19 protein-coding genes and 3 pseudogenes are annotated in these 23,879 nt (G+C 66.7%); 14 read left to right on the top strand and 8 right to left on the bottom strand.

The features are described 5' to 3' along the window. The first annotated feature begins 1 nt into the window (after position 1). On the top strand, positions 2–682 hold the full coding sequence (pdeM, locus tag RSP45_RS07070; RefSeq protein WP_415393785.1) for a ligase-associated DNA damage response endonuclease PdeM: 681 nt from the start codon (positions 2–4) through the stop codon (positions 680–682). Between the two features lie 15 nt (positions 683–697). Here the strand turns inward: pdeM and RSP45_RS07065 are convergent, their stop codons facing one another. After that, complete coding sequence (locus RSP45_RS07065) at positions 698–1,135, bottom strand: MerR family transcriptional regulator (protein WP_415393784.1); 438 nt, start codon at positions 1,133–1,135, stop codon at positions 698–700. Positions 1,136–1,220: 85 nt separating this feature from the next. Here RSP45_RS07065 and RSP45_RS07060 point away from each other — a divergent pair, with 85 nt between their 5' ends. After that, positions 1,221–3,365, top strand: coding sequence for a heavy metal translocating P-type ATPase (locus tag RSP45_RS07060; RefSeq protein ID WP_415393783.1), 2,145 nt, complete (start codon positions 1,221–1,223; stop codon positions 3,363–3,365). A 66-nt stretch (positions 3,366–3,431) separates the two neighbouring features. Here the strand turns inward: RSP45_RS07060 and RSP45_RS07055 are convergent, their stop codons facing one another. After that, positions 3,432–4,016: a TetR/AcrR family transcriptional regulator gene (locus RSP45_RS07055; protein WP_415393782.1), complete on the bottom strand. Its 585-nt coding sequence runs from the start codon at positions 4,014–4,016 to the stop codon at positions 3,432–3,434. A 78-nt stretch (positions 4,017–4,094) separates the two neighbouring features. On the opposite strand from RSP45_RS07055, the gene RSP45_RS07050 reads away from it, so the two are divergent. The 5 genes from RSP45_RS07050 (at position 4,095) to gltB (ending at position 13,567) form a co-directional block, all read left to right on the top strand. Further along, positions 4,095–5,594, top strand: a complete 1,500-nt coding sequence (locus tag RSP45_RS07050; protein WP_415393781.1) for an MFS transporter — start codon at positions 4,095–4,097, stop codon at positions 5,592–5,594. An 84-nt stretch (positions 5,595–5,678) separates the two neighbouring features. Further along, entirely contained in the window at positions 5,679–6,323 is a 645-nt protein-coding gene (locus tag RSP45_RS07045) for an AMP-binding protein (RefSeq protein ID WP_415393780.1), read from the top strand. A 552-nt stretch (positions 6,324–6,875) separates the two neighbouring features. After that, a complete protein-coding gene (locus tag RSP45_RS07040) occupies positions 6,876–7,040 on the top strand; it encodes a hypothetical protein (protein WP_415393779.1) in 165 nt (54 codons plus the stop codon). Positions 7,041–7,586: 546 nt separating this feature from the next. Further along, positions 7,587–9,017, top strand: a complete 1,431-nt coding sequence (locus RSP45_RS07035) for an NAD(P)-dependent oxidoreductase (RefSeq protein WP_415393778.1) — start codon at positions 7,587–7,589, stop codon at positions 9,015–9,017. Between the two features lie 20 nt (positions 9,018–9,037). After that, positions 9,038–13,567 (top strand): glutamate synthase large subunit, encoded by a 4,530-nt coding sequence (gene gltB, locus RSP45_RS07030; protein ID WP_415393777.1) that lies wholly within the window; start codon positions 9,038–9,040, stop codon positions 13,565–13,567. A gap of 38 nt (positions 13,568–13,605) precedes the next feature. Here gltB and RSP45_RS07025 read toward each other — a convergent pair whose 3' ends face one another. Both RSP45_RS07025 and RSP45_RS07020 read right to left on the bottom strand, forming a co-directional pair. Then, positions 13,606–14,916: an ammonium transporter gene (locus tag RSP45_RS07025; protein ID WP_415393776.1), complete on the bottom strand. Its 1,311-nt coding sequence runs from the start codon at positions 14,914–14,916 to the stop codon at positions 13,606–13,608. Between the two features lie 369 nt (positions 14,917–15,285). Beyond that, a pseudogene (locus tag RSP45_RS07020) lies at positions 15,286–15,674 on the bottom strand (DDE-type integrase/transposase/recombinase); the annotation flags it as partial. Between RSP45_RS07020 and RSP45_RS07015 the strand changes: the two are divergent. Further along, a pseudogene (locus RSP45_RS07015) lies at positions 15,664–15,861 on the top strand (IS21 family transposase); the annotation flags it as partial. The pseudogenes RSP45_RS07020 and RSP45_RS07015 sit on opposite strands and share 11 nt — an antisense overlap. Then, a complete protein-coding gene (gene istB, locus RSP45_RS07010) occupies positions 15,858–16,613 on the top strand; it encodes an IS21-like element ISPve1 family helper ATPase IstB (RefSeq protein WP_415393775.1) in 756 nt (251 codons plus the stop codon). The pseudogene RSP45_RS07015 and the gene istB, both read left to right, overlap by 4 nt. Before the next feature lie 62 nt (positions 16,614–16,675). Here the strand turns inward: istB and RSP45_RS07005 are convergent, their stop codons facing one another. Next, positions 16,676–16,897, bottom strand: a complete 222-nt coding sequence (locus RSP45_RS07005) for a hypothetical protein (protein WP_415393774.1) — start codon at positions 16,895–16,897, stop codon at positions 16,676–16,678. Positions 16,898–16,998: 101 nt separating this feature from the next. Here RSP45_RS07005 and dctP point away from each other — a divergent pair, with 101 nt between their 5' ends. From dctP to RSP45_RS06990, 3 genes are all read left to right on the top strand, one after another. After that, on the top strand, positions 16,999–18,051 hold the full coding sequence (gene dctP / locus RSP45_RS07000; protein WP_303730097.1) for a TRAP transporter substrate-binding protein DctP: 1,053 nt from the start codon (positions 16,999–17,001) through the stop codon (positions 18,049–18,051). A gap of 100 nt (positions 18,052–18,151) precedes the next feature. Further along, entirely contained in the window at positions 18,152–18,607 is a 456-nt protein-coding gene (locus RSP45_RS06995; RefSeq protein ID WP_415393773.1) for a TRAP transporter small permease subunit, read from the top strand. Beyond that, positions 18,607–19,926: a TRAP transporter large permease gene (locus RSP45_RS06990; RefSeq protein WP_303730099.1), complete on the top strand. Its 1,320-nt coding sequence runs from the start codon at positions 18,607–18,609 to the stop codon at positions 19,924–19,926. The genes RSP45_RS06995 and RSP45_RS06990 overlap by 1 nt, the downstream gene beginning before the upstream one ends. Before the next feature lie 157 nt (positions 19,927–20,083). Here the strand turns inward: RSP45_RS06990 and tnpC are convergent, their stop codons facing one another. The 3 genes from tnpC to tnpA are packed head-to-tail and all read right to left on the bottom strand — an operon-like array spanning position 20,084 to position 22,382. Continuing rightward, positions 20,084–21,583, bottom strand: coding sequence for an IS66 family transposase (gene tnpC / locus RSP45_RS06985; RefSeq protein WP_028711025.1), 1,500 nt, complete (start codon positions 21,581–21,583; stop codon positions 20,084–20,086). 59 nt (positions 21,584–21,642) lie between these two features. After that, positions 21,643–21,990: an IS66 family insertion sequence element accessory protein TnpB gene (tnpB, locus tag RSP45_RS06980; protein WP_415393772.1), complete on the bottom strand. Its 348-nt coding sequence runs from the start codon at positions 21,988–21,990 to the stop codon at positions 21,643–21,645. Continuing rightward, entirely contained in the window at positions 21,987–22,382 is a 396-nt protein-coding gene (tnpA, locus tag RSP45_RS06975) for an IS66-like element accessory protein TnpA (protein WP_028711023.1), read from the bottom strand. Before tnpA ends, tnpB begins: the two co-directional genes overlap by 4 nt. A 43-nt stretch (positions 22,383–22,425) precedes the next feature. Here tnpA and RSP45_RS06970 point away from each other — a divergent pair. Further along, a pseudogene (locus tag RSP45_RS06970) lies at positions 22,426–22,595 on the top strand (arsenical resistance protein ArsH); the annotation flags it as partial. Between the two features lie 164 nt (positions 22,596–22,759). After that, on the top strand, positions 22,760–23,875 hold the full coding sequence (locus RSP45_RS06965) for an MraY family glycosyltransferase (protein ID WP_415393771.1): 1,116 nt from the start codon (positions 22,760–22,762) through the stop codon (positions 23,873–23,875). The last annotated feature ends 4 nt before the right edge of the window (positions 23,876–23,879 follow it).

Genomic DNA, 23,879 nt, shown 5'->3' with positions numbered 1-23,879 from the left:
CATGGCTGAGCTGCGCTTTGGCGGCGCGACGCTGATCCCCCGTCGCTCGGGGGCGCTGTGGTGGCCCGAGCGGCGGATGCTGGTGGTCGCCGACCTGCATCTGGGCCGGGCCGAGCGTTATGCCCGCCGCGGCGGCCCGCTGCTGCCGCCCTGGGACGTCACCGACACGCTGGACCGGCTGGCGGCGGAAATCGCGGCGTTGGACCCGGCGCAGTTGGTCTCGCTGGGCGACGGTTTCGACGACGATCTGGCGGCCGAGGCGCTGGACTCAAAGGCGCGGCAGCTTCTGTGGCAGCTGGCGCAGGGGCGCGACTGGCTGTGGCTGGCCGGCAACCACGACCGCCGCCCGCTGTCGGGCGACCTGCCCGGCCGCTGGGCGCCCGAGCTGCCCGGCCCCATCGCCTTCCGGCACGAGGCCGGGCCGGGGCCGGACGTCTCGGGGCACATGCATCCGGTGGTGTCGCTGGCCGGGCAGCGCTGGCGCTGTTTCGTGCTGGGGGCGGATCACCTGATCCTGCCGGCGTTCGGCAGCTATACCGGCGGGCTGGACATCCGCGACCCGGCATTCCGCCGGCTGGTCCCGCAGGGCCGGGCGATCTGCTGTTCGCAGGCGATGTTCACCGTGCCGCTGCCTGCTGCCACGCCCGCGAGGGCCGGGATGCGGCCGCCGGTCCCCGGCTGAGCGGACGCCGCGCCCTCAGACCGCCTCGACGTGATGGGTGTCGACGTGATGGGTGCACAGCGCATGATTGCCCAGCGACTCGATCACCCGGCAATCCGAAACCGTCCCCGAGGCGCATTGCGCCAGCATCCGCTCCAGCTCGGCTTCCAGCGCGCGCAGCCGGGCGATGCGGGCGCGCGTCGCTTCCAGCTGGGCGCGGGCGATGTCGTCCACCGCCTCGCAGGGGTGGTCGGGGCAGTCCGACAGGCTCAGCAGATCGCGGATCGCCTCGAGCGGGAAGCCCAGCTCGCGGGCGTGGCGGATGAAGGACAACCGCTCGAGCGCCGCCCGCGGGTAAAGCCGCTGGTTGCCGGCGCTGCGCTCGGGCGGGGGCAACAGGCCGATCTGTTCGTAATAGCGGATGGTCGGCACCTTGACCCCGGCCGCCTGTCCCAGCTTTCCGATCGACAGCATGTTTTCCCTCTTGAAGCTCTAGTTGCTATAGAGATTAAGTTCCCGAATCGAAGGCGGCAAGGGCCGCGCGATGAAGGGCCGGACAATGGCGGATACGGATACTCTGTGCGAATGGTCGATCTCGGGCATGGACTGCGGGTCCTGCGCGGGAAAGATCCGGGATGCGGTCGGCGGGCTGCCCGGTGTCTCTGAGGTCAGCGTGACCACGATGAACGAACGCCTGCGGCTGCGACTGGATGAGACGCAGACCGGGCGCGAGCGGGTCGAGGCGGTGGTCCGCGCACTGGGCTTCGGCATCACCGAGCGGGACAAAGCGCCGGGCGCCGCTGCGGGGGTGCGGCCCGCCGCGCCGGCCCTGGCACCGCGCTGGTTCCAGACCGCCAAGGGGCGGCTGGTGATCCTGACCGGGCTGCTGCTGGCCGCCGCCTGGGTGCTGAAGCTGCTGGTGCCGGGGCCGCTGGGCGGCTGGGGCTTCGTCGTCGCCTGCGTGCTGGGGGTGGCGCCGGTCGCGCAGCGGGCCTGGGCGGCGCTGCGGCTGGGCCAGCCCTTCACCATCGAAAGCCTGATGACGCTGGCCGCCGCCGGCGCGCTGCTGATCGGCGCGGCGGAAGAGGCCGCGCTGGTGGTGTTCCTGTTCGCGGTGGGCGAGCTGCTGGAAGGCGTCGCCGCCGACCGCGCCCGCAACGGCATCCGCGCGCTGAGCGATCTGGTCCCCCGCACCGCGCTGCTGGAAACCCCCGCCGGCACCCGCGAGGTTGCGGCCGAGACGCTGGCGATCGGCCAGGTGGTGCTGGTCCGCCCCGGCGACCGCATCCCCGCGGATGGCGAGATTGCCGAGGGCACCGGCGGCATCGACGAAAGCCCGGTGACCGGGGAAAGCCTGCCGGTGACCCGCGGCCCGGGTGACAGCGTGTTCGCCGGCGCGATCAACGCCGAATCCGTGCTGCGCATCCGCGTCACCCGCGAGGCGGGCGACAACACCATCGCCCGCATCATCCGGCTGGTGGAAGAGGCCGAAGAGGCGCGCGCCCCGACCGAGCGCTTCATCGACCGCTTCAGCCGCTGGTACATGCCGCTGGTGGTGGCGCTGGCGGTGCTGGTGATGGTGGTGCCGCCGCTGGCCACGGGCGCGCCCTGGGACGAATGGATCTATCGCGGGCTCGCACTGCTGCTGATCGGCTGCCCCTGCGCGCTGGTGATCTCGGTCCCGGCGGCGGTGGCCTCGGCGCTGGCGGCGGGGACGCGGCGCGGGCTGCTGATCAAGGGCGGCGCGGTGATCGAGGCGGCGGCCGGGCTGCGCAGCGTCGCCTTTGACAAGACCGGCACCCTGACCCGCGGCCGCCCCGAGGTCACCGACGTGGTGGCGCTGGCCGCGCTGGACGAGCCCGGGGTGCTGCGGCTGGCCGCGGCGGTCGAGGCGGGGTCCAGCCACCCGCTGGCGCAGGCGGTGCTGCACCGGGCCGAGGGGATGGCGCTGCCCGAGGTTGCCGAGGCCCGCAGCATCCCCGGCAAGGGCGTGTCCGCCACTGTCGAGGGCCGGCGGCTGACGGTGGCGAACCCGCGCCACGCCGCCGCGGCGGGCGCGCTGCCCCCGGACGCCGCCGAGGCCGCGGCGACGCTCGAGGCCGCGGGCAAGACCGTCGCCGTGCTGTTCGATACCGACGCGGCCCTGGGGCTGATCGCCTTTCGCGACGAGCCCCGCGCCGACGCTGCCGCGGCCATTGCCCAGGTCCGCGCGCTGGGGCTGGCGCCGGTGATCCTGACCGGTGACAACCAGCGCACCGCTGCCGCCATCGCCGGGGCGCTGGGTGCCGATGACCGCGCCGAGCTGCTGCCCGAGGACAAGCTGGCCGCGATCCGCGAGCTGGCGGCGGGTGGGGGCGTGATGATGGTCGGCGACGGCATCAACGACGCCCCGGCGCTGAAACAGGCCGACGTGGGGGTGGCGATGGGCTCGGGCACGGACGTGGCGCTGGAAACCGCCGACGCCGCGATCCTGCGCGACCGCGCCGCGGATGTGGCGGCGCTGATCCGCCTGTCCCGCGCCGCCATGCGCAACATCCGTCAGAACGTCGCCATTGCGCTGGGGCTCAAGGCGGTGTTCCTGGTGACCACGGTGCTGGGCATCACCGGCCTGTGGATCGCCATCCTCGCCGACACCGGCGCCACGGTGCTGGTGACGCTGAACGCGCTGCGCCTGCTGGGGTTCGGGGGAGGGCGCGAGGCATAGGCAAGACGGGCGGGGCCGCTGCGGCCCCGTCCCGGCCCTGCGCCAAAGGTGCCGGGGCAGATCGCGCTAGTCTGCGCCCGAAGCGTCGGGCGCCTCGCCGGGCCCGCCGCTGCTTTTGACCCGGGCCAGCAGGTCCGCGAACAGCGCGTTCCATTGTTCGTCGGTCAGGTCTACCAACCCGAAGGCCCGCAGCATGAACGCGCCTTCGCCGGCCAGCAGCGCCAGCGCGGCCGCGCGGTCGGCAGGGTCGGCCAGATCCAGCGGCGACAGCCGGGCGTTGTACCACTCGCGCACCTCTGCGACCTGATCGGGGCTTTGCAGCTGCGCCAGCATCATCACCGCGGATCGCGAATATTCCGCCTCGTCGCTGTCGCGCGTCGCCTCGAGATGGGCGCGGATGATGGCGCGGGGCGAACTGTCGCCGCCGCTGCGGCTCAGCACCTCGTGCTCGAAGCTGTCGCTCCAGCGCTCGATCATCGCGCGGATCAGCTTGTCGCGGGTGCCGAAGCAATATTGCACGCCGCCCTTGGTGATCCCCGCCGCCTTCGCCACCGCCTCAAAGCTGAGCGCGGCGACGCCCGAGCGGATGATGATCGCCTCGGCTGCGTCAAGAACCTTGTCCCTGTCGATAATGCGTGGACGTCCCGCCATGGTCTCCTTTCATTTCCATACGATCGTATTTATGTCGCACCGACGATTCGGCAATATGCGATACGAAGGAATGCCCCGATGAGCGACCGGAACCGCTGGCTGGTGCTGGCCATCGTCTCCAGCGCCCTGCTGCTGATCGTCATCGACATGACGGTGCTTTACACGGCGCTGCCGACGCTGACCCTGGCGCTGCAGGCAACCGCCAACGAAAAACTGTGGATCGTCAACGCCTATCCGCTGGTGGTGGCGGGGCTGCTGCCGGGGCTGGGCACGCTGGGCGACCGGCTGGGCCACAAGCGGATGTTCCTGGCCGGGCTGGCGGTGTTCGGCGCGGCGTCGCTGGGCGCGGCCTTTGCGCCGTCGCCCGCGGGGCTGATCGCCTGGCGGGTGGTGCTTGCGGCGGGGGCGGCGATGATGATGCCGGCCACGCTGTCCATCATCCGCCTGACCTTCACCGACGAAAAAGAGCGCGGCTTTGCCATCGGCGTCTGGGCGGCGGTCGCCTCGGGCGGGGCGGCGCTGGGGCCGGTGGTGGGCGGGCTGCTGCTGGAATATTTCTGGTGGGGGTCGGTGTTCCTGATCAACCTTCCGGTGGTGCTGGTCGCGCTGGTGGCTGGGACGCTGCTGCTGCCGGCGCGGCCCGGAGATGCCGGCCGGCCCTGGGACCTGCTTGGCTCGGTGCAGGTGATGATCGGGTTGGTCGGCGTGGTCTATGCGGTGAAAGAGGCCCGCCGCCTGCACCCCTCCTGGGGGATCGCCGCCGTCGCGCTGCTGGTCGGCGGGGCCGCGCTGGTTGTTTTTGTGCGCCGCCAGCGTCGCAGCAGCGCGCCGCTGATCGACTTTTCGCTGTTCGCGAATCCGCGGTTTTCCTCTGGGGTAGCGACGGCGATGGTCGCCTCGGGGGTGATTCTCGGGGTCGAGCTGGTGTTCAGCCAGCGCCTGCAGCTGGTGATGGGCTATTCGCCGCTGCAGGCGGGGCTGCTGATCCTGCCGATCCCGCTGGCCGCTTTTGCCGCCGGGCCGCTGACCGGGTTGGTGCTGCCCCATGTCGCGCCGCATCGCGTGCTGGGGGGGACGCTGGCGCTGACCGCGCTGGGACTGGCGGCGTTCCTGGCCGTCAGTGACGGCACCCCGGCGCTATGGATCGCGCCGCTAGCCGTCATGGGGTTTGCGATCGGCGCCGCGATGACCGCCGCATCCGCCGCGATCATGCTGTCCGCCCCCGAAGAGCGCGCCGGGATGGCCGCCTCGGTCGAGGAGGTATCTTATGAGCTCGGCGGCGCGCTGGGGATCGCACTTCTGGGCAGCCTGCTTTCGGCGCTTTACACCCGCGCGCTGGTGCTGCCCGACGGGATCGGCATCGCCGCGCAGGCCCGCGACAGCCTGGACGAGGCGCTGATGCTGGCCAGCCAGCTGCCGCCCGAGCCTGCCCGGCAGGTCGCGACACTGGCCCGCGCGGCCTTTGACCATGCCTTTGCCGGCGTGATCATTGCCGCCATCGCCGGCCTGTGCATCGTTGCCGCGCATGTGTGGCGCAGCGGCCCGGCAGCGGCGGGGCGGGCGGGGTCGCGAGGATGAACCGGCGACGGCCGTAACCGGCGCTTGCGCCACATCCGGCTTGGGCGGCAGGTGTGGCGCGACCTGGACCGGTTGCGGGAGATCATGCCCGAGTTGCGGCATATCCTGCTGGTCGGAGAGGCCGACCCCGCGCCTGGATTTGACGACGCGCTGGCGGGTGTCGGACCGGAGGCCCCGCTGACCGGGCCCGAGGATGTCGTGGTGATGATGCCCACCGGCGGCACCACCGGAATGCCCAAGCTGGTCCGCATGTCGCAGCGCCGGCTGCTGATCGTGTCCTGGAATACCGGCACCCTGCTGGGCCCCGAGCCCGGGACGGTGGTTGCCCACGGGATGCCGAACTTTCACTGCGGCGGGCTGATCCCGCTGGGAACCCGCAGCCTGCTGTTCGGCCAGACCCTGCTGACGCTGACCTCGCGCGGGTTCCGCGACCGCGAGGTGGTCGCGAATTTCTGGCCGTTGATGGAGGAGTTCGGCGTCACCTCGGTTCTTTCCACGCCGACGACGGCGGCGGCAATCCTGCAAGCCAGCCCGGAAGGCCGGGTCCGCCATGGGATCACCGATTTCCATTGCGGCGGCGCGACGATCCCCGTCGATCTGATGGAGCGGTTCCACCAGCGCTTCGGGATCTGGCTGCGCGAGAATTGGGGCCTGACCGAGACGCATGGCACCATCACCGGCCATCCCGATCCCTCCACCCGCCCACGGGTCGGGTCCGTCGACCTGTAATTTGCGAATGCCAGATTCCCTACCTCGATAACGGAGCTTCCAGATGTCGGATGACGCACCGGTAAGGATCGCCTCGACCATGATGCTGGTGCGCGAAGCGCCGGCGGTCGAGGTGTTGATGGTCAAGCGTAACCAGGCCATCGACCATTTCTCGGGCGCGATGCTGTTTCCCGGCGGCAAGGCCGAGCCCTCGGATCTCGATCCGGCCTGGAGGGCGCAGGTCGAGGGCTGGGGACGACATCCCCGAAAGCGAACGCGGCCCCCGCATCAGCGCCATCCGGGAAACCTTCGAGGAATGCGGTATCCTGCCCGCGGTTCAGGGCTATCGGGCGAGCCCTGGCGATACCATGGCCCTGCGCGCCGCCATGGATCGGGGCGAGGCCAGCTTTCTGGCCTATCTTCAGCAGCAGGGGCTGCGGCCCGACCTGCGCTCGCTGTCGCTGTTTGCGCGCTGGCGCACCCCTCCGGTGGTGGCCAAGCGCTTCGATACGTATCTATCTCGTCCAGGCCCCGGCCGAGCAGGTGGCGCAGGCCGATGGGCGAGAAACGATCATGGTCGAATGGATCACCGCCCCCGCCGCGCTGGACATGGCGGCGAGAGGCGAGCGGACCATCGTCTTTCCCACCCGGATGAATCTGTCGCTGCTGGCCCGGGCTGGCAGCATCGCCGATGCGGCCGGCGCGGGTCGTGGAACCGGTGGTCGAGCTGCATGGTGACAAGCGGTTCCTGCGCCTGCAGCCGAGGACGGATATGGTCCCGCGCTGGAGCCGCTGCTTTTCTGAGCGAAGGGCAGGGCGCCCCCTCAATTCACCGTTGTGACAATGATGGTAACCAGCTCGGCGGAACCGTGGGGCGCAGAGCTGTCAGCGGGCTTGCCAGGGCTACTGGATCGCCGCACAACCCCCAGCCCATGGCGGTTGACGACGATTATTCTACTCAGCATGCGCAGGTCGCCGGCGTGGAGCTTGCCACGGCGCCGGTGACTGGGTTGCAGCCGCTCGATCTGCTTCTCAGGCCCTCCATCAGGTTGCCGGCTGGGACAGCGCTGCCAAGGTAATCAACGGGTTCTGCCCCTCACTCTCCACCAAAGACCCGCCGCCCCCGCACCTACCGCCGCCTCGACAGCCGGAGAATTTGCTGCGGGTGCAAAGGCAGCCATGCAGAATCTTCGCCGCTCTCGCGGTTTTTTGTTGCGATGCAGCATTGCGCGCCCGCATGCTGATTTCCCGCGTTCGCGCGATTCGCTAGATCGAGGCAAGGCCATGGCCCAGCAAGGGATGCTCCAGTTCGTCACCCGTCCGCGCGAGATGCCGGAAAAACGAACTCCTGAGCACCGAAGCACCGACTTTGCCGAGATCTATCGCGAATACGCCGCTGACAAGGCGCGCGAGCAGGCGTCGCGGTGCAGCCAGTGCGGCGTGCCCTATTGTCAGGTGCATTGCCCGCTGCAGAACAACATTCCCGACTGGCTGATGCTGACCGCGCAGGGCCGGCTGCGGGACGCCTATGAACTCAGCCAGTCCACCAATACTTTCCCGGAAATCTGCGGCCGCATCTGCCCGCAGGACCGGCTGTGCGAGGGCAGCTGCGTCATCGAACAGGCCGGCCACGGCACTGTCACCATCGGCGCGATCGAGAAGTTCCTGACCGACACCGCCTGGGACGAGGGCTGGGTGCAGCCGATCCACCCCGCGGCCGAGCGGCCTGAGTCGGTGGGCATCATCGGTGCCGGTCCGGGCGGGCTGGCAGCGGCCGAGGCGCTGCGCCGGGCGGGCGTGCAGGTCACCGTTTACGACCGCTACGACCGCGCCGGGGGGCTGCTGACCTATGGCATCCCCGGCTTCAAGCTGGAAAAGCCGGTGGTCATGCGCCGCATCGCGCATCTTGAGGACGGCGGCGTGCAGTTCGTGCTGAATTGCACCGTGGGCGTGGATATCAGCTTTCAGGCCATCCGCGGCCGGCACGACGCGGTGCTGATCGCCACCGGCGTCTATCGGGCGCGGGAACTGGAGGGCGGCGACGAGCTGCCGGGCATCGTGGCGGCGCTGGACTATCTGACCGCCTCGAACCGCAAGGGGTTCGACGACGCGGTGCCGGAGTTCGACTCCGGGGTGCTGGATGCCCAGGGCAAGCGGGTGGTGGTGATCGGCGGCGGCGACACGGCGATGGACTGCGTGCGCACCGCGATCCGGCAGGGCGCGCAATCGGTCAAGCTGCTCTACCGCCGCGACCGCGAGAACATGCCCGGCAGCCAGCGCGAGGTGCAGAATGCCGAGGAAGAGGGCGTCGAGTTCGTCTGGCTGGCCGCGCCGGCGGGCTTTGGCGGCGCGGAGCGGGTGACCACGGTGCGGGTGCAGCGGATGCGGCTGGGGGCCCCGGACGCCAGCGGCCGGCGCAGCCCGGAACTGATCGAGGGCGCCGATTACGACGAACCCGCCGATCTGGTCATCAAGGCGCTGGGTTTCGAGCCCGAGGAGCTGCCGATGCTGTGGGACGAGCCGGCGCTGACCGTGACCCGCTGGGGCACGATCCGCACCGATGCGACCCACGCCACCAGCCTGCCCGGCACCTATGCGGTGGGCGATATCGTGCGCGGGGCCTCGCTGGTGGTCTGGGCGATCCGCGATGGACGCGAGGCGGCGGATGCCATTCTCGCCGAACTGGCCCAACCCGCCATGGTGGCAGCGCAATGACCCGAGCCGAGGACAGAGACATGAACCACGATCAGGCCTGGGTCGCAGCCGAAACGGCCCGCCGCGAATACATGAACGAAAACAGCCTGTACCGGGCCGAGGATGAACATTCCTCCTGTGGCGTCGGGCTGGTGGTGGCCATCGACGGCAAGCCCTCGCGGCAGGTCGTCGTCAACGGCATCGACGCGCTGAAGGCGGTCTGGCACCGCGGCGCGGTCGACGCCGATGGCAAGACCGGCGACGGCGCCGGCATCCATGTGCAGATTCCGGTGCCGTTCTTTCACGACCAGATCCGCCGCACCGGGCATGAGCCCGACCCGGACGCGCTGATCGCCGTCGGCCAGGTGTTCCTGCCGCGCACCGATTTCGGCGCGCAGGAACGCTGCCGGACCATCATCGAGACCGAGGTGCTGCGCATGGGCCATGCCATCTATGGCTGGCGGCATGTGCCGGTGGATATTTCCGTTCTGGGCGAAAAGGCCAATGCCACACGGCCAGAGATCGAGCAGATCCTGATCCGTAACGCCAGGGGCAGCGATTTCGAGACCTTCGAGCGCGAGCTTTACGTCATCCGCCGCCGCATCGAAAAGGCCGCCATCGCCGTGCAGGTGACCGGGCTTTACCTGTGCAGCCTGTCCTGCCGCTCAATCATCTACAAGGGGATGATGCTGGCCGAGCAGGTGGCGACCTTCTACCCCGACCTGATGGACGAGCGCTTCGTTTCCGCCTTCGCCATCTATCACCAGCGTTACTCCACCAACACCTTCCCGCAATGGTGGCTGGCGCAGCCCTTCCGCATGCTGGCCCATAACGGCGAGATCAACACGCTGAAGGGCAACAGCAACTGGATGCGCAGCCACGAGATCCGCATGGCCTCGTCGGCCTTCGGCGACATGGCCGACGAGATCAAGCCGATCATCCCGGCCGGCGCGTCGGATTCCGGCGCGCTGGATGCGGTGTTCGAGGTGCTGGTGCGCGGCGGGCGTTCGGCGCCGATGGCCAAGACCATGCTGGTGCCCGAGGCCTGGTCGAAATCCACCATCGAACTGCCGCAGGCGTGGCAGGACATGTATGCCTATTGCAACTCGGTGATGGAGCCCTGGGACGGGCCGGCGGCGCTGGCGATGACCGACGGCCGCTGGGTGTGCGGCGGGCTGGACCGCAACGGTCTGCGGCCGATGCGCTATGTCGTCACCGGCGACGGGCTGCTGATTGCGGGATCGGAGGCCGGGATGGTGCCGGTCGACGAGGCCACAGTGCGCGAAAAAGGCGCGCTTGGCCCCGGCCAGATGATCGCCGTGGACATGGCCGAAGGGCGGCTTTACCGCGACGCCGCGCTCAAGGACAGGCTGGCCGCCGCACAACCCTATGGCGACTGGATCGAGAAGGTGGTCGAGCTGACCCCGACGCTGGAGCGCCTGCCCGAGTTCCCGCTGTTCACCGGCGAGGACTTGCGCCGCCGCCAGCTGGCCGCCGGCTATACGCTGGAAGAGATCGAGCAGGTTCTGGCCCCGATGGCCGAGGACGGCAAGGAGATGATCGCCTCGATGGGCGACGACACCCCGCCCGCGGTGCTGTCCAAGATCTATCGTCCGCTGAGCCATTATTTCCGCCAGAATTTCAGTCAGGTGACGAACCCGCCCATCGACTCCTTGCGCGAAAGCCGGGTGATGTCGCTGAAGACCCGCTTCGGCAACCTGACCAACGTGCTGGACGAAAGCTCGGCCCAGACGGAAATTCTGGTGCTGGAAACCCCCTTCCTCGCCAACGAGGAATTCCGGGTGATGACCGAGGAGCTGGGCGCCTCGGTGACCTTCATCGACTGCACCTTTGCGCCCGGAGAGGACGCGCTGCGGCTGGGCCTCGAACGCATCCGCGCCGAGGCCGAGGCGGCGGTGAAGAATGGTGCCGGTCATCTGGTGCTGACCGACCAGCATCAGGGCGAGGGGCGGCTGGCGATGCCGATGATCCTGGCGACCTCGGCCGTGCATGGCTGGCTGACCCGCAAGGGGCTGCGCACCTTCACCAGCCTGAACGTGCGCTGCGCCGAATGCATCGACCCGCATTATTTCGCGGTGCTGATCGGCTGCGGCGCCACCACGGTGAACCCCTGGCTGGCGCAGGATACCGTCGCCGACCGCATCGCGCGCGGGCTTTTGGACCTCGACCTGGCCGAGGCCATGCGGCGCTATCGCGATGCGGTGGATGCCGGCCTGCTGAAGATCATGTCCAAGATGGGGATTTCCGTCATCTCCTCCTATCGCGGCGGGCTGAACTTCGAGGCCGTGGGCCTGTCCCGCGCCATGGTGGCCGAATATTTCCCCGGCATGCAGAGCCGGATTTCCGGCATCGGCCTGTCCGGCATCCAGATGAAGCTGGAGGAGGTGCATGCGCGCGGCTTCGGCCCGGCGCCGGCGCCGCTGCCGGTGGGCGGCTTCTTCAAGGCGCGGGCCTCGGGCGAAAAGCACGCCTGGGAAGCCACCACCATGCACCTGCTGCAAACCGCCTGCGACCGCGCCAGCTATGACCTGTGGAAGAAATATTCCGCGGCGATGCGGGCGAACCCGCCCATCCACATCCGCGACCTGCTGGATTTCAAGCCGATGGGCCGCCCGGTGCCGCTGGAGGAGGTCGAGTCGATCACCGCCATCCGCAAGCGCTTCGTGACGCCGGGCATGAGCCTCGGCGCGCTGTCGCCCGAGGCCCACAAGGCCCTGAACGTCGCCATGAACCGCATCGGCGCGAAATCCGACAGCGGCGAGGGCGGCGAGGATCCGGCGCATTTCCTGCCCGAGCCGAACGGCGACAACCCCTCGGCCAAGATCAAGCAGGTGGCCTCGGGCCGCTTCGGCGTCACGGCAGAGTATCTGAACGCCTGCGAGGAGCTGGAAATCAAGGTGGCCCAGGGCGCCAAGCCCGGCGAGGGCGGGCAGCTGCCGGGGATGAAGGTCACCGGCCTGATCGCCCGGCTGCGCCATGCCACGCCGGGGGTGACGCTGATCTCGCCGCCGCCGCATCACGACATCTATTCCATCGAGGATCTGGCGCAGCTGATCTATGACCTCAAGCAGATCAACCCGCGCGCCAAGGTGACGGTGAAGCTGGTGGCCTCGTCGGGCGTCGGCACCATCGCGGCGGGCGTGGCCAAGGCCAAGGCGGATGTGATCCTCGTTTCCGGCCACAACGGCGGCACCGGCGCCAGCCCGGGCACCAGCATCAAATATGCCGGCCTGCCGTGGGAGATGGGCCTGACCGAGGCGCATCAGGTGCTGGCGATGAACAAGCTGCGCGAGCGGGTGACGCTGCGCACCGACGGCGGTCTGCGCACCGGGCGCGATATCGTCATCGCCGCCATGCTGGGGGCCGAGGAATACGGCATCGGCACCGCCGCGCTGATCGCCATGGGCTGCATCATGGTGCGGCAATGCCAGTCGAACACCTGCCCGGTGGGCGTCTGCACCCAGGACGAGGCCCTGCGCGCCCGCTTTACCGGCAGCGCCGACAAGGTGGTGAACCTGATCACCTTCTACGCGCAGGAGGTGCGCGAGATCCTCGCCAGCCTCGGCGCCCGCTCGATCAACGAGGTGATCGGCCGCGCCGACCTGCTGACCCAAGTCAGCCGGGGCGCGAAAGAGCTGGACGACCTCGACCTCAACCCGCTGCTGATCACCGTCGATGACGCCCACGCCATCCGCTACGACCGCGAAAAGCCCCGCAACCCGGTGCCCGACACGCTGGATCAGGAGATCATCCGCGACGCCGCCCGCTTCTTCGACGAGGGCGAAAAGATGCAGCTGTCCTATGCGGTCAGGAACACTCACCGCACCGTGGGCACCCGCGCCTCGCATCATATCGTGCGCCGGTTCGGCATGAACAACAGCCTGCAACCCGACCACCTGACCATCAAGCTGACCGGATCGGCCGGGCAATCGCTGGGCGCTTTCGCGGTGCGCGGCCTCAAGATTGAGGTGCAGGGCGATGCCAACGACTATGTGGGCAAGGGGCTGTCGGGCGGGCTGATCGTGGTGCGGCCCCGGATGGAGTCGCCGCTGGTCGCGCACGAAAACACCATCATCGGCAATACCGTGCTTTACGGCGCCACGGGCGGCCAGCTGTTCGCCGCCGGTCGCGCCGGCGAGCGGTTCGCCGTGCGCAATTCCGGCGCCGAGGTGGTGGTCGAGGGCTGCGGCACCAATGGCTGCGAATACATGACCGGGGGCGTGGCGGTGATCCTCGGCTCCATCGGCGCCAATTTCGGCGCGGGGATGTCGGGCGGCATGGCCTATCTCTATGACCCCGAGGGGCTGGCGGCGCAGCTGCTGAATATGGACAGCCTGGTTACCTGCCCGGTGACCGTCCCGCATTGGGAGACGCAGCTGCGCGGGCTGATCGAGCGCCATGCCGCGGAAACCGGCAGCCAGCGCGCCACCGATATCCTGCGCCGCTGGGAAGTCGAGCGCGGGGCCTTCCTGCAGGTCTGCCCGCGCGAGATGCTGCGCCACCTGCCGCAGCCGCTGGTCGAGGAAGCCACGGCGCTGCCCGCGGAATGATGCCGCGGCCCGGCTTCGCCCCGGGCCGCGACTGCCGCTTACATGTGATAGGCGGCCTCGCCCTGCGAGGTGAGGTCGAGCCCCCGGCGCTCGGCCTCGGCGGTGACGCGCAGCCCGACCAGCGCGTCCACCAGCCGGTAGAGCGCAAGGGACACCACGCCGCACCAGACGATGGTGACCAGCACCGCCTTGACCTGCACCCAAAGCTGGGCGGCCATGCTCACCCCCTCGGCATAGCCCGTGCCGCCCAGCGATGGCGCGGCGAGGATGCCGGTGCCAAGCGCGCCGACGATGCCCGCGACACCGTGGATGCCGAAGACGTCGAGGCTGTCATCATAGCCCAGCCGGTGCTTGACCACGGTCACAAACACATAGGCCGCCGCTGACCCGGCCGCCCCCAGCCCGATCGCAGCGACCGGCCCCACGAACCCCGCCGCCGGGGTGACGGCGACCAGGCCGGAAATCATCCCCGAGATCACCCCGAGGGCCGAGGCCTTGCCGCGCAGCAGCGCCTCGATCGCCACCCAGGCCAGCGCGGCGCCCGCCGTCGCGGTAAAGGTGTTCAGCATCGCCAGCGCCGCGCCGCCGCCCGCCGACAGTGCCGAGCCGGCATTGAAGCCGAACCAGCCCACGAACAGGATGGCGGCGCCGATGAAGGTCAGCGGCAGCGAATGCGGCGCCATCAGGTCGCGCCCCAGCCCGATGCGGGGGCCGATCACCCAGGCGCCGACCAGCGCCGCGATGCCGGCATTGATATGCACCACCGTGCCGCCGGCGAAATCCATCGCCCCCCAGCCGGCGAACAGGCCGGCGGGGGCCCAGGCCATGTGGGCGACGGGGAAATAGACCAGCGTTACCCAAAGCGCGGCAAACACCACCGCACCCGACAGCCGCACCCGCTCGGCAAAGCCGCCGATGATCAGCACCGGCGTCAGCGCCGCGAAGGTCATCTGGAAGGCGACGAAGACATATTCGGGAATGCTGCCCGACAGCGTGTCCGGCCCGATCCCGGCCAGGAACAGCCGGTCGAACCCGCCCCACCACCGGCTTTCGGCGCCACCGAAGGCCATCGAATAGCCGTAGACCACCCAGATCACCATCACCACCGCTGCGATGATGGCGGTCTGGGTCAGGATGGAAAGCGCGTTCTTGGCCCGCACCAGCCCGCCATAGAACAGCGCGATGCCCGGCAGGATCATGAAGGCGACCAGCGCGGTGGCAACCAGCATCCAGGCGGTGTCGCCGCTGTCCGGCCCGGCCGCCACGGTTTCGGCCGCGCCCTGGGCCAGGGCGGTCGCCGGTATCGGCACCATGGCTGCCACGGCCGGGAGGAACTTGGTGATCTTCATGCCAGTCTACCTTTCTGCGCGAGGGGCGAGGGCGTCGGCGCCCCCGGTCGGCGGGCGCTGCGGCCCCCGGCATCCAGCAACGCGCCTGATCCCCAGCCGCGCAAGAAATGCAGCCCCGATCCGCAGCAGGTGCGGCCGGGCGCAGGCCCGTTCTGTGCACAACTTGGCAAGCCTGCCTAAAAATCAGGCAGTTTGAGAGGCCGAATCATAGGAATATGGGTCGTCGGTGGCCGGCTGGCGCCGCTATGCAGCGGCTGCCCATGGAGGCCAGCCCTAGTCCGGGCATCCGGCAAAACCATCAAATCTGGAAACTGGCTGTGCTGTCAGTTTAATGCGAACCAGTCTCAGAGTTGGCGGCGGGCGCCGGCCTCAGGCTGCGCCGAGCTGACGCCACTCGGCGAGAGCGGCGGTCCGGTTCTGCTTGAAATGCTGCGGCGGGAGAGGGATCGGTCGAGGTTGAAATGGTTGGTGACAGAAGCGTGGACGGATACGAATTTCTGCAGGCTTCGCATTCGGCGGAAGCGCAGCATCGCTCGCTCTCGTCGCCGGAACGGCAGATGTGAATTCTCCGCCCTATTGTTCAGATGTTTGCCGGTGATGTGTTTTTCGACGACGCCAACCTCGCGCATGGCCGCGCTGTAGGAGCGCAGCAAGTCAGTGACGAACTCTTCCGGCGAGCCGTATCGTTTCATCAATTTCCTGAGGAATTTCAGGGCCGCCTTCTTGTCCCGGGTCTTGGTGACGAAGGCTGCCGTGACGCAGGCCCTCCGGATGGGAGCGATCAGCTTTGATGCAGTGAAGCATCTTCTGCTTTGCCGGGTGGAGCGCCGACCACCGCGCCTGGACCTCGACTGCTATCCCTACCTGCCGAAGGCCACAGTCGAGAAGACCAGGGCCGTATCTTACATGCGGCTACTCTCGGTCGGTGCGGAGGGCGCGGCATGAATGATGCGCCGGAAATCCTGCTCGCCCATCACCTCAAGGCGCTGAAGCTGCCCACCTTCCTGCGCGAGCATCAGAAACTGGCCCGCCAATGCGCGACGGAAGGGCTGGACCATGTTAGATACCTAGCCCGGCTGGTCGAACTTGAACTGATCGATCGAGAACGGCGGATGGTGGACCGTCGCATCAAGGCCGCGAAGTTCCCGGCCGTCAAAAGCCTCGACAGCTTCGACTTTGCGGCTATCCCGAAGCTGAACAAGATGCAAGTGCTGGAACTGGCCCGGTGCGAATGGATCGAACGGCGCGAGAATGTCATTGCCCTCGGCCCGTCCGGCACCGGCAAGACCCATGTCGCCCTCGGCATCGGGCTGGCCGCCTGTCAGAAGGGCCTGTCCGTTGGCTTTACCACCGCTGCGGCGCTGGTCAGCGAGATGATGGAGGCCCGCGATGAACGCCGCCTGCTGCGCTTCCAGAAGCAGATGGCCGGATACAAGCTGCTCATCATCGACGAACTTGGCTTCGTGCCGTTGTCGAAGACCGGCGCCGAATTGCTGTTCGAGCTGATCTCGCAGCGCTATGAGCGCGGATCGACCCTGATCACCAGCAATCTGCCCTTCGATGAATGGACGGAAACCTTCGGTTCCGAGCGTCTCACCGGCGCGCTGCTCGACCGACTGACCCACCACGTCAACATCCTCGAGATGAACGGCGAAAGCTATCGCCTCGCCAACAGCACAGCCCGTAAACAGCGCTGATCACCATAAAATCTCTGCCCAAGATTGGCCCTAAGGGGCCAGTGCGCCATGGCTCGCGCCAGCTATGTGGCCAGCGCGCGCGCCATGGCGCCCCCCCCCAACTGGCCGGACTTTACGCCGCCGCCCTGGCCGACTTTTGCTCCGCCGTTGACAGAGATGGACTTCGGTCCAATTTCTGCAGCACCACTGTCGGGAGTGCGCTTGATGTGCGCGGACGGGCGGAGGCGTGGCCGGCCCCAGTACCACAGGTCGGTGTCATTGTCGGCAAAGATTTTATTGGTCATAATATTTAAGTATTATATTGCGGGTATATTTGCCTGAGGCTAGCCTATTTTCCTAGCAGGCACTGCGGAGGAGACGCGGGCCGGTCCAAAAGGGGGGTACCATGAAAACGCTTTTCCGCGGCATGGCAGTTGCCGCGTTCACGCTGTGTGCGGCGGCCGCGATGGCAGCCGATGTAACTTGGCGCGTGCCGACATCGGTGCCGGAAGGGTCGCCTTTCTACCAGAATTTTCTGGAACGGTTCGCCAATAACGTCGACATGCTGACATCAGGTCGCGTCGAAATTCAGCCCTTTGGCGCCGGGGTGATCGTTCCTGCCCTGAAAGTCTTTGATGCGGTCAACGAAGGCGTGGTCGAGGCCGGCCATTCCTCGTCCAGCTACCTGATCAATCAGGATCCGGAGAACGCCATTTTCTCGGGGTTTCCGGGCGGCATGGGGCCGGATGCCTACAAGGCCTGGCTGTATGAAGGCGGTGGTAAGGAAAAGCTTGAGCAGCTGCGTGCGCGTCAGGGCCTGAAGACCATGATCGTCGGCATCGGTTCTTCCGAGATCATGGCCCACGCCAACAAGCCTATCCGCAGCGCAGAGGATCTGAAAGGTCTAAAATACCGCACCTCCGGCCCCTGGGGCGAAGTGATGAAAGACTACTTCGGCGCGGTTCCGACCGTCGTGCCGCCGGGCGAAACCTATACGCTGTTGCAGCGCAAGGGTGTGGATGCCGTGGAATGGGCGCCGCCTTCGGCCAACATGCCCGAGGGTTTCCATCAGGCCGCGAAATATATCGTCGTGCCGGGCGTGCACCAGCCCACCTTCATGTGGGAAGTGGTTCTCAAGCAAGACACCTGGGACAAGGTTCCCGATGACCTGAAGCCACTGATCGAAGCCGCCGCCCAGCTGACGACCGAGCAGGGGCTGAACCATTTCTATGACGCTGACATGCAGGCGATGGAGCAGTACCGTAACGGCCGGAACGAGATCATCACGCTCAGCCCGGAGTTCGTGTCGGAGCTGTCCGACGCGGGCTACGACTGGATGCACAAGACGGCCGAGGCCCAGAAAGCCGCCGGCAAGCCCGAGATGGCCGAAAACCTGGCCGATTACGAGGCTTACCATCAGCGCTGGAAGGCCGAGAGCGGCTATCTGATGCGCGACTGATCGGTAATTTGCACCCATAACCCCAGTCGAGGCCGAGATGCTCAATTCCTTCATCCGATTTGCGAATGGCGTCTCGTGGTGCACTTTCCAACTGGCGAGCATGGCGACGGTCATCCTGACCGCCGCCATGGTCTATGAGGTTCTCGCGCGTTACGTGTTCGGAGCGCCTACGGTCTGGGCCTTCGACATTGCCTATATGGCCAACGGGGCAGTGTTCCTGTTGGGCATCGCCTATGTCCTGCGCGAGGATTCCCATATCCGCATCGACGTGCTGCGAAACCGTCTGCCCGCCCGCTTCAATCACGCAGTACAAGGCGGTCTGTATCTGCTGATCCTAGCGCCGTTCTTCGGCATGCTGTCATGGATCGCTGTCTCACACACGCTGCGCGCATGGCGATCGGGAGAGGTCGAAACGGTCAGCCCGTGGGCGCCGCTGGTTTGGCCTTTTTACCTGTGTATCGCGATCGGTCTGCTCGCGATGACCCTGCAACTCGTCGCAGAAGGGCTGCGCGCAGTTTGTGATCTGGGCTCTGCCGCTGCCAAGGACCGTCCCTGATGAATCCGACAATCGCCGCCCTGATGTTCCCGGGGATGTTTCTGCTGATCTTCCTGGGGGTTCCGGTTTCCTTGTCCCTGATCGTCCCGGCGCTGATCGCCGGCTGGTTCGCCTTTGGCGATCAGGTGTTCAACCAGCTTTACGGCAGCCTGTATTCGGCGACCACCAACTACATCCTGTCGGCCATTCCGATGTTCGTGCTGATGGGGGCGATCCTCGAGCGCTCGGGCATTGCCGCGCGGCTGTTTCGCACCATGCAGCTTTGGCTGGGGCGTCTGCCCGGTGGCCTTGCGGTGGCGACCATTGCCATGGGCGCCACATTTGCCGCCGCCGCCGGCGTGGTGGGCGCGGTCGAGGTCATGGTGGGGCTGATGGCGATTCCGGCCATGCAGCGGTTCCGCTATGACAATTCGCTGATCGCCGGCACGATCTGCGCCGGGGGTTCGCTGGGCACCATGATCCCGCCATCGGTGGTGGCGGTGGTTTATGCCTCTCTTGCTCAGATTTCGGTGGGCGAGCTGTTTGCCGCCATGCTGTTCCCGGGCATCGTGATGGTGGGCCTGTTCATCCTGTATATCGTGACAATCTGCACCCTGAACCCGACCAAGGGTCCGCGTGCCGACGACCCCGACATGCATCTGCCGCTGGCGGAAAAGCTCAAGATCACCCTGGGCGGGCTGGTGCCCACCATGCTGCTGATCGTCGCGGTGCTGGGGTCGCTGATGGCGGGCATCGCCTCGCCGACCGAGGCCGCCGCGGTGGGCGCTGTCGGCGCACTAGTCTTGTGCATCAGCTATGGCAGGTTCAGTGTGTCGGTGATGCGCGAGTCGCTGGCAATCACCGTCAGGATCTCGTCGATGATCCTGCTGATCGTGGCCGGCGGGATCATGTTCACCGGCATCTTCGCCGCCAATGGCGGATCGCGGCTGATCCAGGGGCTGATCTCGGATATGGGTCTGGGAGTGTCGGGCACGCTGGTGCTGTTCCTGTGCATCGTGTTCCTGTTGGGGTTCGTGCTGGACTGGACCGCCAACGTGCTGATCTGCGTGCCGCTGTTCCTACCGGTGCTTAACGCGTCGGGCGTGGACCCGATCTGGTTCGGCACCCTGGTCATCATCGTCATTCAGACCAGCTATCTGTCCCCGCCCATGGCGTCTTCGATCTTTTACCTGCTGTCGATCGCGCCGCCGGACATGAAATATGGACAGGTGTGCAGGGGGGTGGTGCCCTTCATTGTCATCCAGCTGATTACCCTTGCCCTGGTGGTGCTGATTCCGTCGCTGGCGACCTGGTTGCCGAAGCAAATCGTAGGGTTCTAGAAGGCGGGTCGCGCGGGTCGTTGATCTAAGCACTGTTCCGACCCCACCTTTATGTCCTCATCCTGATCGGATCATTGGCCGTCGGGAACCGGTAGTGGCCGGACGAGGTGAAGGCTCATCGCGGAGACGTTTATGTCGTAAGCGTCCGGTCTGACCGCTATCTGTTCCAGCGCCAAGGCAGCAGGTCATCGACCTTTGTGATCTTGTAATCAGGGATACGGGCCAGGGTGTCGGCGAGCCAGGCGTGGGGATCGATGGCGTTGAGCTTGGCCGTTTCGATCAGGGTGTAGGCGATGGCGGCGGCTTTGCCGCCTGCCTCGGAGCCGACGAAGAGATAGTTCTTGCGGCCGAGGGCGATGGTTCGCATGCAGCGTTCGGCGGCGTTGTTGTCCAACTCTATGATGCCGTGGTCGAGATAGGGGCGCAGGCGCTCCATGCGGGTCAGGGCATAGCGGATGGCGGCCGCGAGCGGGGACTTGCCAGAGATCGTGGTGAGTTGCAGGGCCAGCCAGACCTCCAGGTTGTCGAAGACCGGGGCCGCATGTGCTTTGCGAAGTTCGACCCGGACATCCGGTGGCAAACCTCTGGCCTCTTTCTCGACGGCGTAGAGTTGCGCGATCCTGCCGATGGCTTCTTCGGCGATCGGGGAACCCTGCGAGCGGTGAATGTCGACGAACTTGCGCCTGACATGGGCCATGCAGGCGACCTCGCGGATGGCGCCGGTTCGGTAGAGGTCTTCAAACCCGGCATAGCCGTCGGCATGCATCCAGCCGCGGTATCGGGCGAGGTGATCCTTCGGGTGCTGGCCCTTGCGGTCGCCGGAGAACCTATACCAAGCAGCGGGCGGGGCCGCGCCGCCCCAGGGTCGTTCATCGCGGGCATAGGTCCAGAGCCGTGCCGTCTGGGTCTTGCCGGTGCCGGGGGCCAGCATGCTGACCGGCGTGTCGTCTGCGAAGATCGCCTCAGCCGACAGAACATGGCGGCCGATGGCGTCGGCCAGGGGTTCCAGCAGGGCGGTGGTCTTGCCGACCCAGTCGGCCAGCGTCGAGCGATCAAGATCAAGGCCTTCGCGGTCGAAGATCTGGCTCTGGCGATACAGGGGAAGATGGTCGGCGTATTTGCTGACCAGCACATGGGCCAGCAGACCCGGACCGGGGCGGCCCCGCTCGATGGGGCGAGACGGCAGTGGGGACTGCACGAAGCGTTCGCAGCAGGCGCAGGTCAGGCGCGGGCGAACAATGCGGTTCACGATGAAGCGGCCGGGGACGTATTCCAGTTCCTCGGTCACATCCTCGCCGATCCTGCGCAGGCGCCCACCGCAATCGGCGCAGGCATCGGTGCCCGGGGTCAACTCGACCTCCATCCGGGGGATATGGTCCGGGATCGCACGGCGCTTCGGTTTGTCCTTCTCCTCGATGTCCGGCAGCTTCATCCGGGCGGTCATGGCAGCGGCGGCGATCTCGCTGGTCTCAAGGGCCAATTGCAACTGCTCGGCGGTCTCCGACGACGCGCCAAACCGGTGCGCCCGGTGTCCTGCCAACTGATGGCGCAGCTTCTCGATCAGGATCGCTTGCGCCTTCACCTCGGCCAGAAGCCGCGCGGTGAAGCTGCGCAGCTCCTCGGGGTCTTCCGGCAAGGTCAGGGTGTGATCGAGCATACGGGAAGTTTATCCCACTGTATTCCTTGTGGGAATCCTTCACTTGCGAGCCCCGCAAATTATCCCGCTGCCAGAGGCCGCCAGGTCCGCTGCGGTGCCCGCCAGTCGATCCCCTCCAAGAGCATCGACAACTGCGCAGGCGTCAGCGCCACCTTCCCCTCATTGGCCGAGGGCCAGACGAAGCGGCCCTTCTCCAGCCGCTTCATGAACATGCAGGCCCCTTGGCCATCCCACCAGATGATCTTGACCAGATCGCCACGGCGGCCCCGGAACACGAACAGATGTCCGGCGAAGGGATCTTGCTTCAGCACCGCCTCGGCCTGTGCCGCGAGCGCCGCAAAGCCCTTGCGCATGTCAGTGACGCCAGCCGCCAGCCAGACCCGCGTAGTGGCCGGAACCGGGATCACACCGTTAGCCCCCGGATCAGCCGCGCCAGCGCCTCAGGATCATAGCTGCCGCTGATCCGCATCCGGTGACCGCCCGCCAACTCGATCTCGATGTGGTTCTCGGCGGCAAGTGCCGCCGGGGCAGACCTAGGCTCCGCGACGATCTCTACGGGCAGAAACCGCGCCTCCTCTGCTGGGGGCGCAACCGAGGCAGGGTCCGGCGCATAACGGGGATCGCGCAGCCACTTGAAGATCAGGTTCGCGTTCACCGCGTAGCGCCGCGCCACCTGAGCCACGGAAACACCCGGCGCCGCCGTCTGGAAACAGATCGAACGCTTCTCCTCATCCGTCCAAAGTCGCTTCGTCCGACGCGCCACGCCATCACCATAGTGTCCACTATCGCTGGTGGACACTATCCGCCTCTCTCACCACGCGGCAGGGCGGTCAGGCCGGACGCTCACGAAGCTCTCGCTTTGGGCGGAAGGTCAGGTTTGGACCAGCGCCGACGGCACGGCGTAATGAGCGAGGTGATGAAGGCGCAGATCGTCTGGATTACGCCCTCGGTCGGCGCGGTTCGGCCGACGCTTGGCCGCACGCTCGCCGTCATGCAAGTGTTCGGCGGCTCGCTGAAACGGCTTTTCTTCATGTCATCTGCTCCGTCTCACGTTGCGCAGACTGTCCGTAACAGCGAGGGAACTTCCGGCGGGCAGGTCATTACCACTGGACATCAATTGTTGGTGATGATACAGCGCATACAAAATAGTATTTATCTAGCTTATAAGCGATTGCCATGGCGGAGAATTTTGCACTCGCAGCACTCATCTCCGCTGTCCTGTCCCTAGGAATCAATCGCGTCGTAGTACGGGCAACGGATCGCACGCCACTCTCGGATCAACGCAATGACCTTGGTGCGGTTCAGGCCGCACATAGCAGACCGACATCGCGACTGGGCGGTCTGGGTGTGTTTACGGGGTTTGGCGCTGCATCACTGCTCCTGAGCCATGTCACGGGAAGCATGTTGCCGATTTTGCTGCTGATCTCGGCGCTGCCGATTTTTCTGGCCGGGCTCCTCGAGGACTTGGGCAACGGGCAAAGCCCCAGGCGGCGATTACTGGCAGCAGCCATCTCTGCCGTCCTCGCGATTGGTCTCAGCCAGACCTGGGTCAGGGAGACCGGGCTGTATGGGCTCGACCACTTGCTGGCGATCATCCCCATTGGCTTGGGCCTGACGGTTCTCTGGTCCGCGGGAGTGTGCAATGCATTCAACCTGATCGATGGGGTCAATGGCCTGGCCGGTTTTCTGGCATCAGTGATCTCCATGGCGCTTGGCTATGTTGCCTGGACGGCAGACGATATCCTGATGACCCAGATCGCCATTGTCCTAGCGGTCGCAGTTGCTGGATTTCTCATCTTCAACTGGCCTTGGGGGAAGGTTTTTCTGGGCGATGGTGGGGCCTATACCACCGGGCATTTGCTGGTCTGGATCTCGGTGTTGATTTGCTGGCGAAATCCGGACACTTCCTATGCCGCTCTAAGCCTGCTGTTCTTCTGGCCGGTGGCAGACACCTTCTTGGCGATGTGGAGGCGCTCCCGGCGCAGCCGGAAGATGATGCATCCCGATTATCTCCATGTGCATCAATTTGTCATGCGGGCGATCCAGCTGCGCTGGAAACTGCCGCTAGCGCAGGCCAATCCGGCAACCACCCTTGTTCTTGCGCCCTTTTTCATGACCCCGGTACTCAGCGCCGTCTGTCTTGTGAGCCAGGCGACACTAGCATTCATGGCCTGGTTGCTGTTTGCTATCCTGTTCACCGCGTCTTATCAGGTCGGCATCAAACAGGTGCGGCGGCAGGGCTGGCGCAGGTCGAGGAAGCAAGCGGATGACTTCGTCCAGCCAACCGAGTGAGCCG

The organism is Paracoccus sp. SJTW-4 (assembly GCF_047716885.1).
GTDB lineage: Bacteria > Pseudomonadota > Alphaproteobacteria > Rhodobacterales > Rhodobacteraceae > Paracoccus > Paracoccus solventivorans.
Note: the sequence above shows the minus strand (reverse complement) of the source record. Positions and strands in the feature narration are given on the sequence as shown.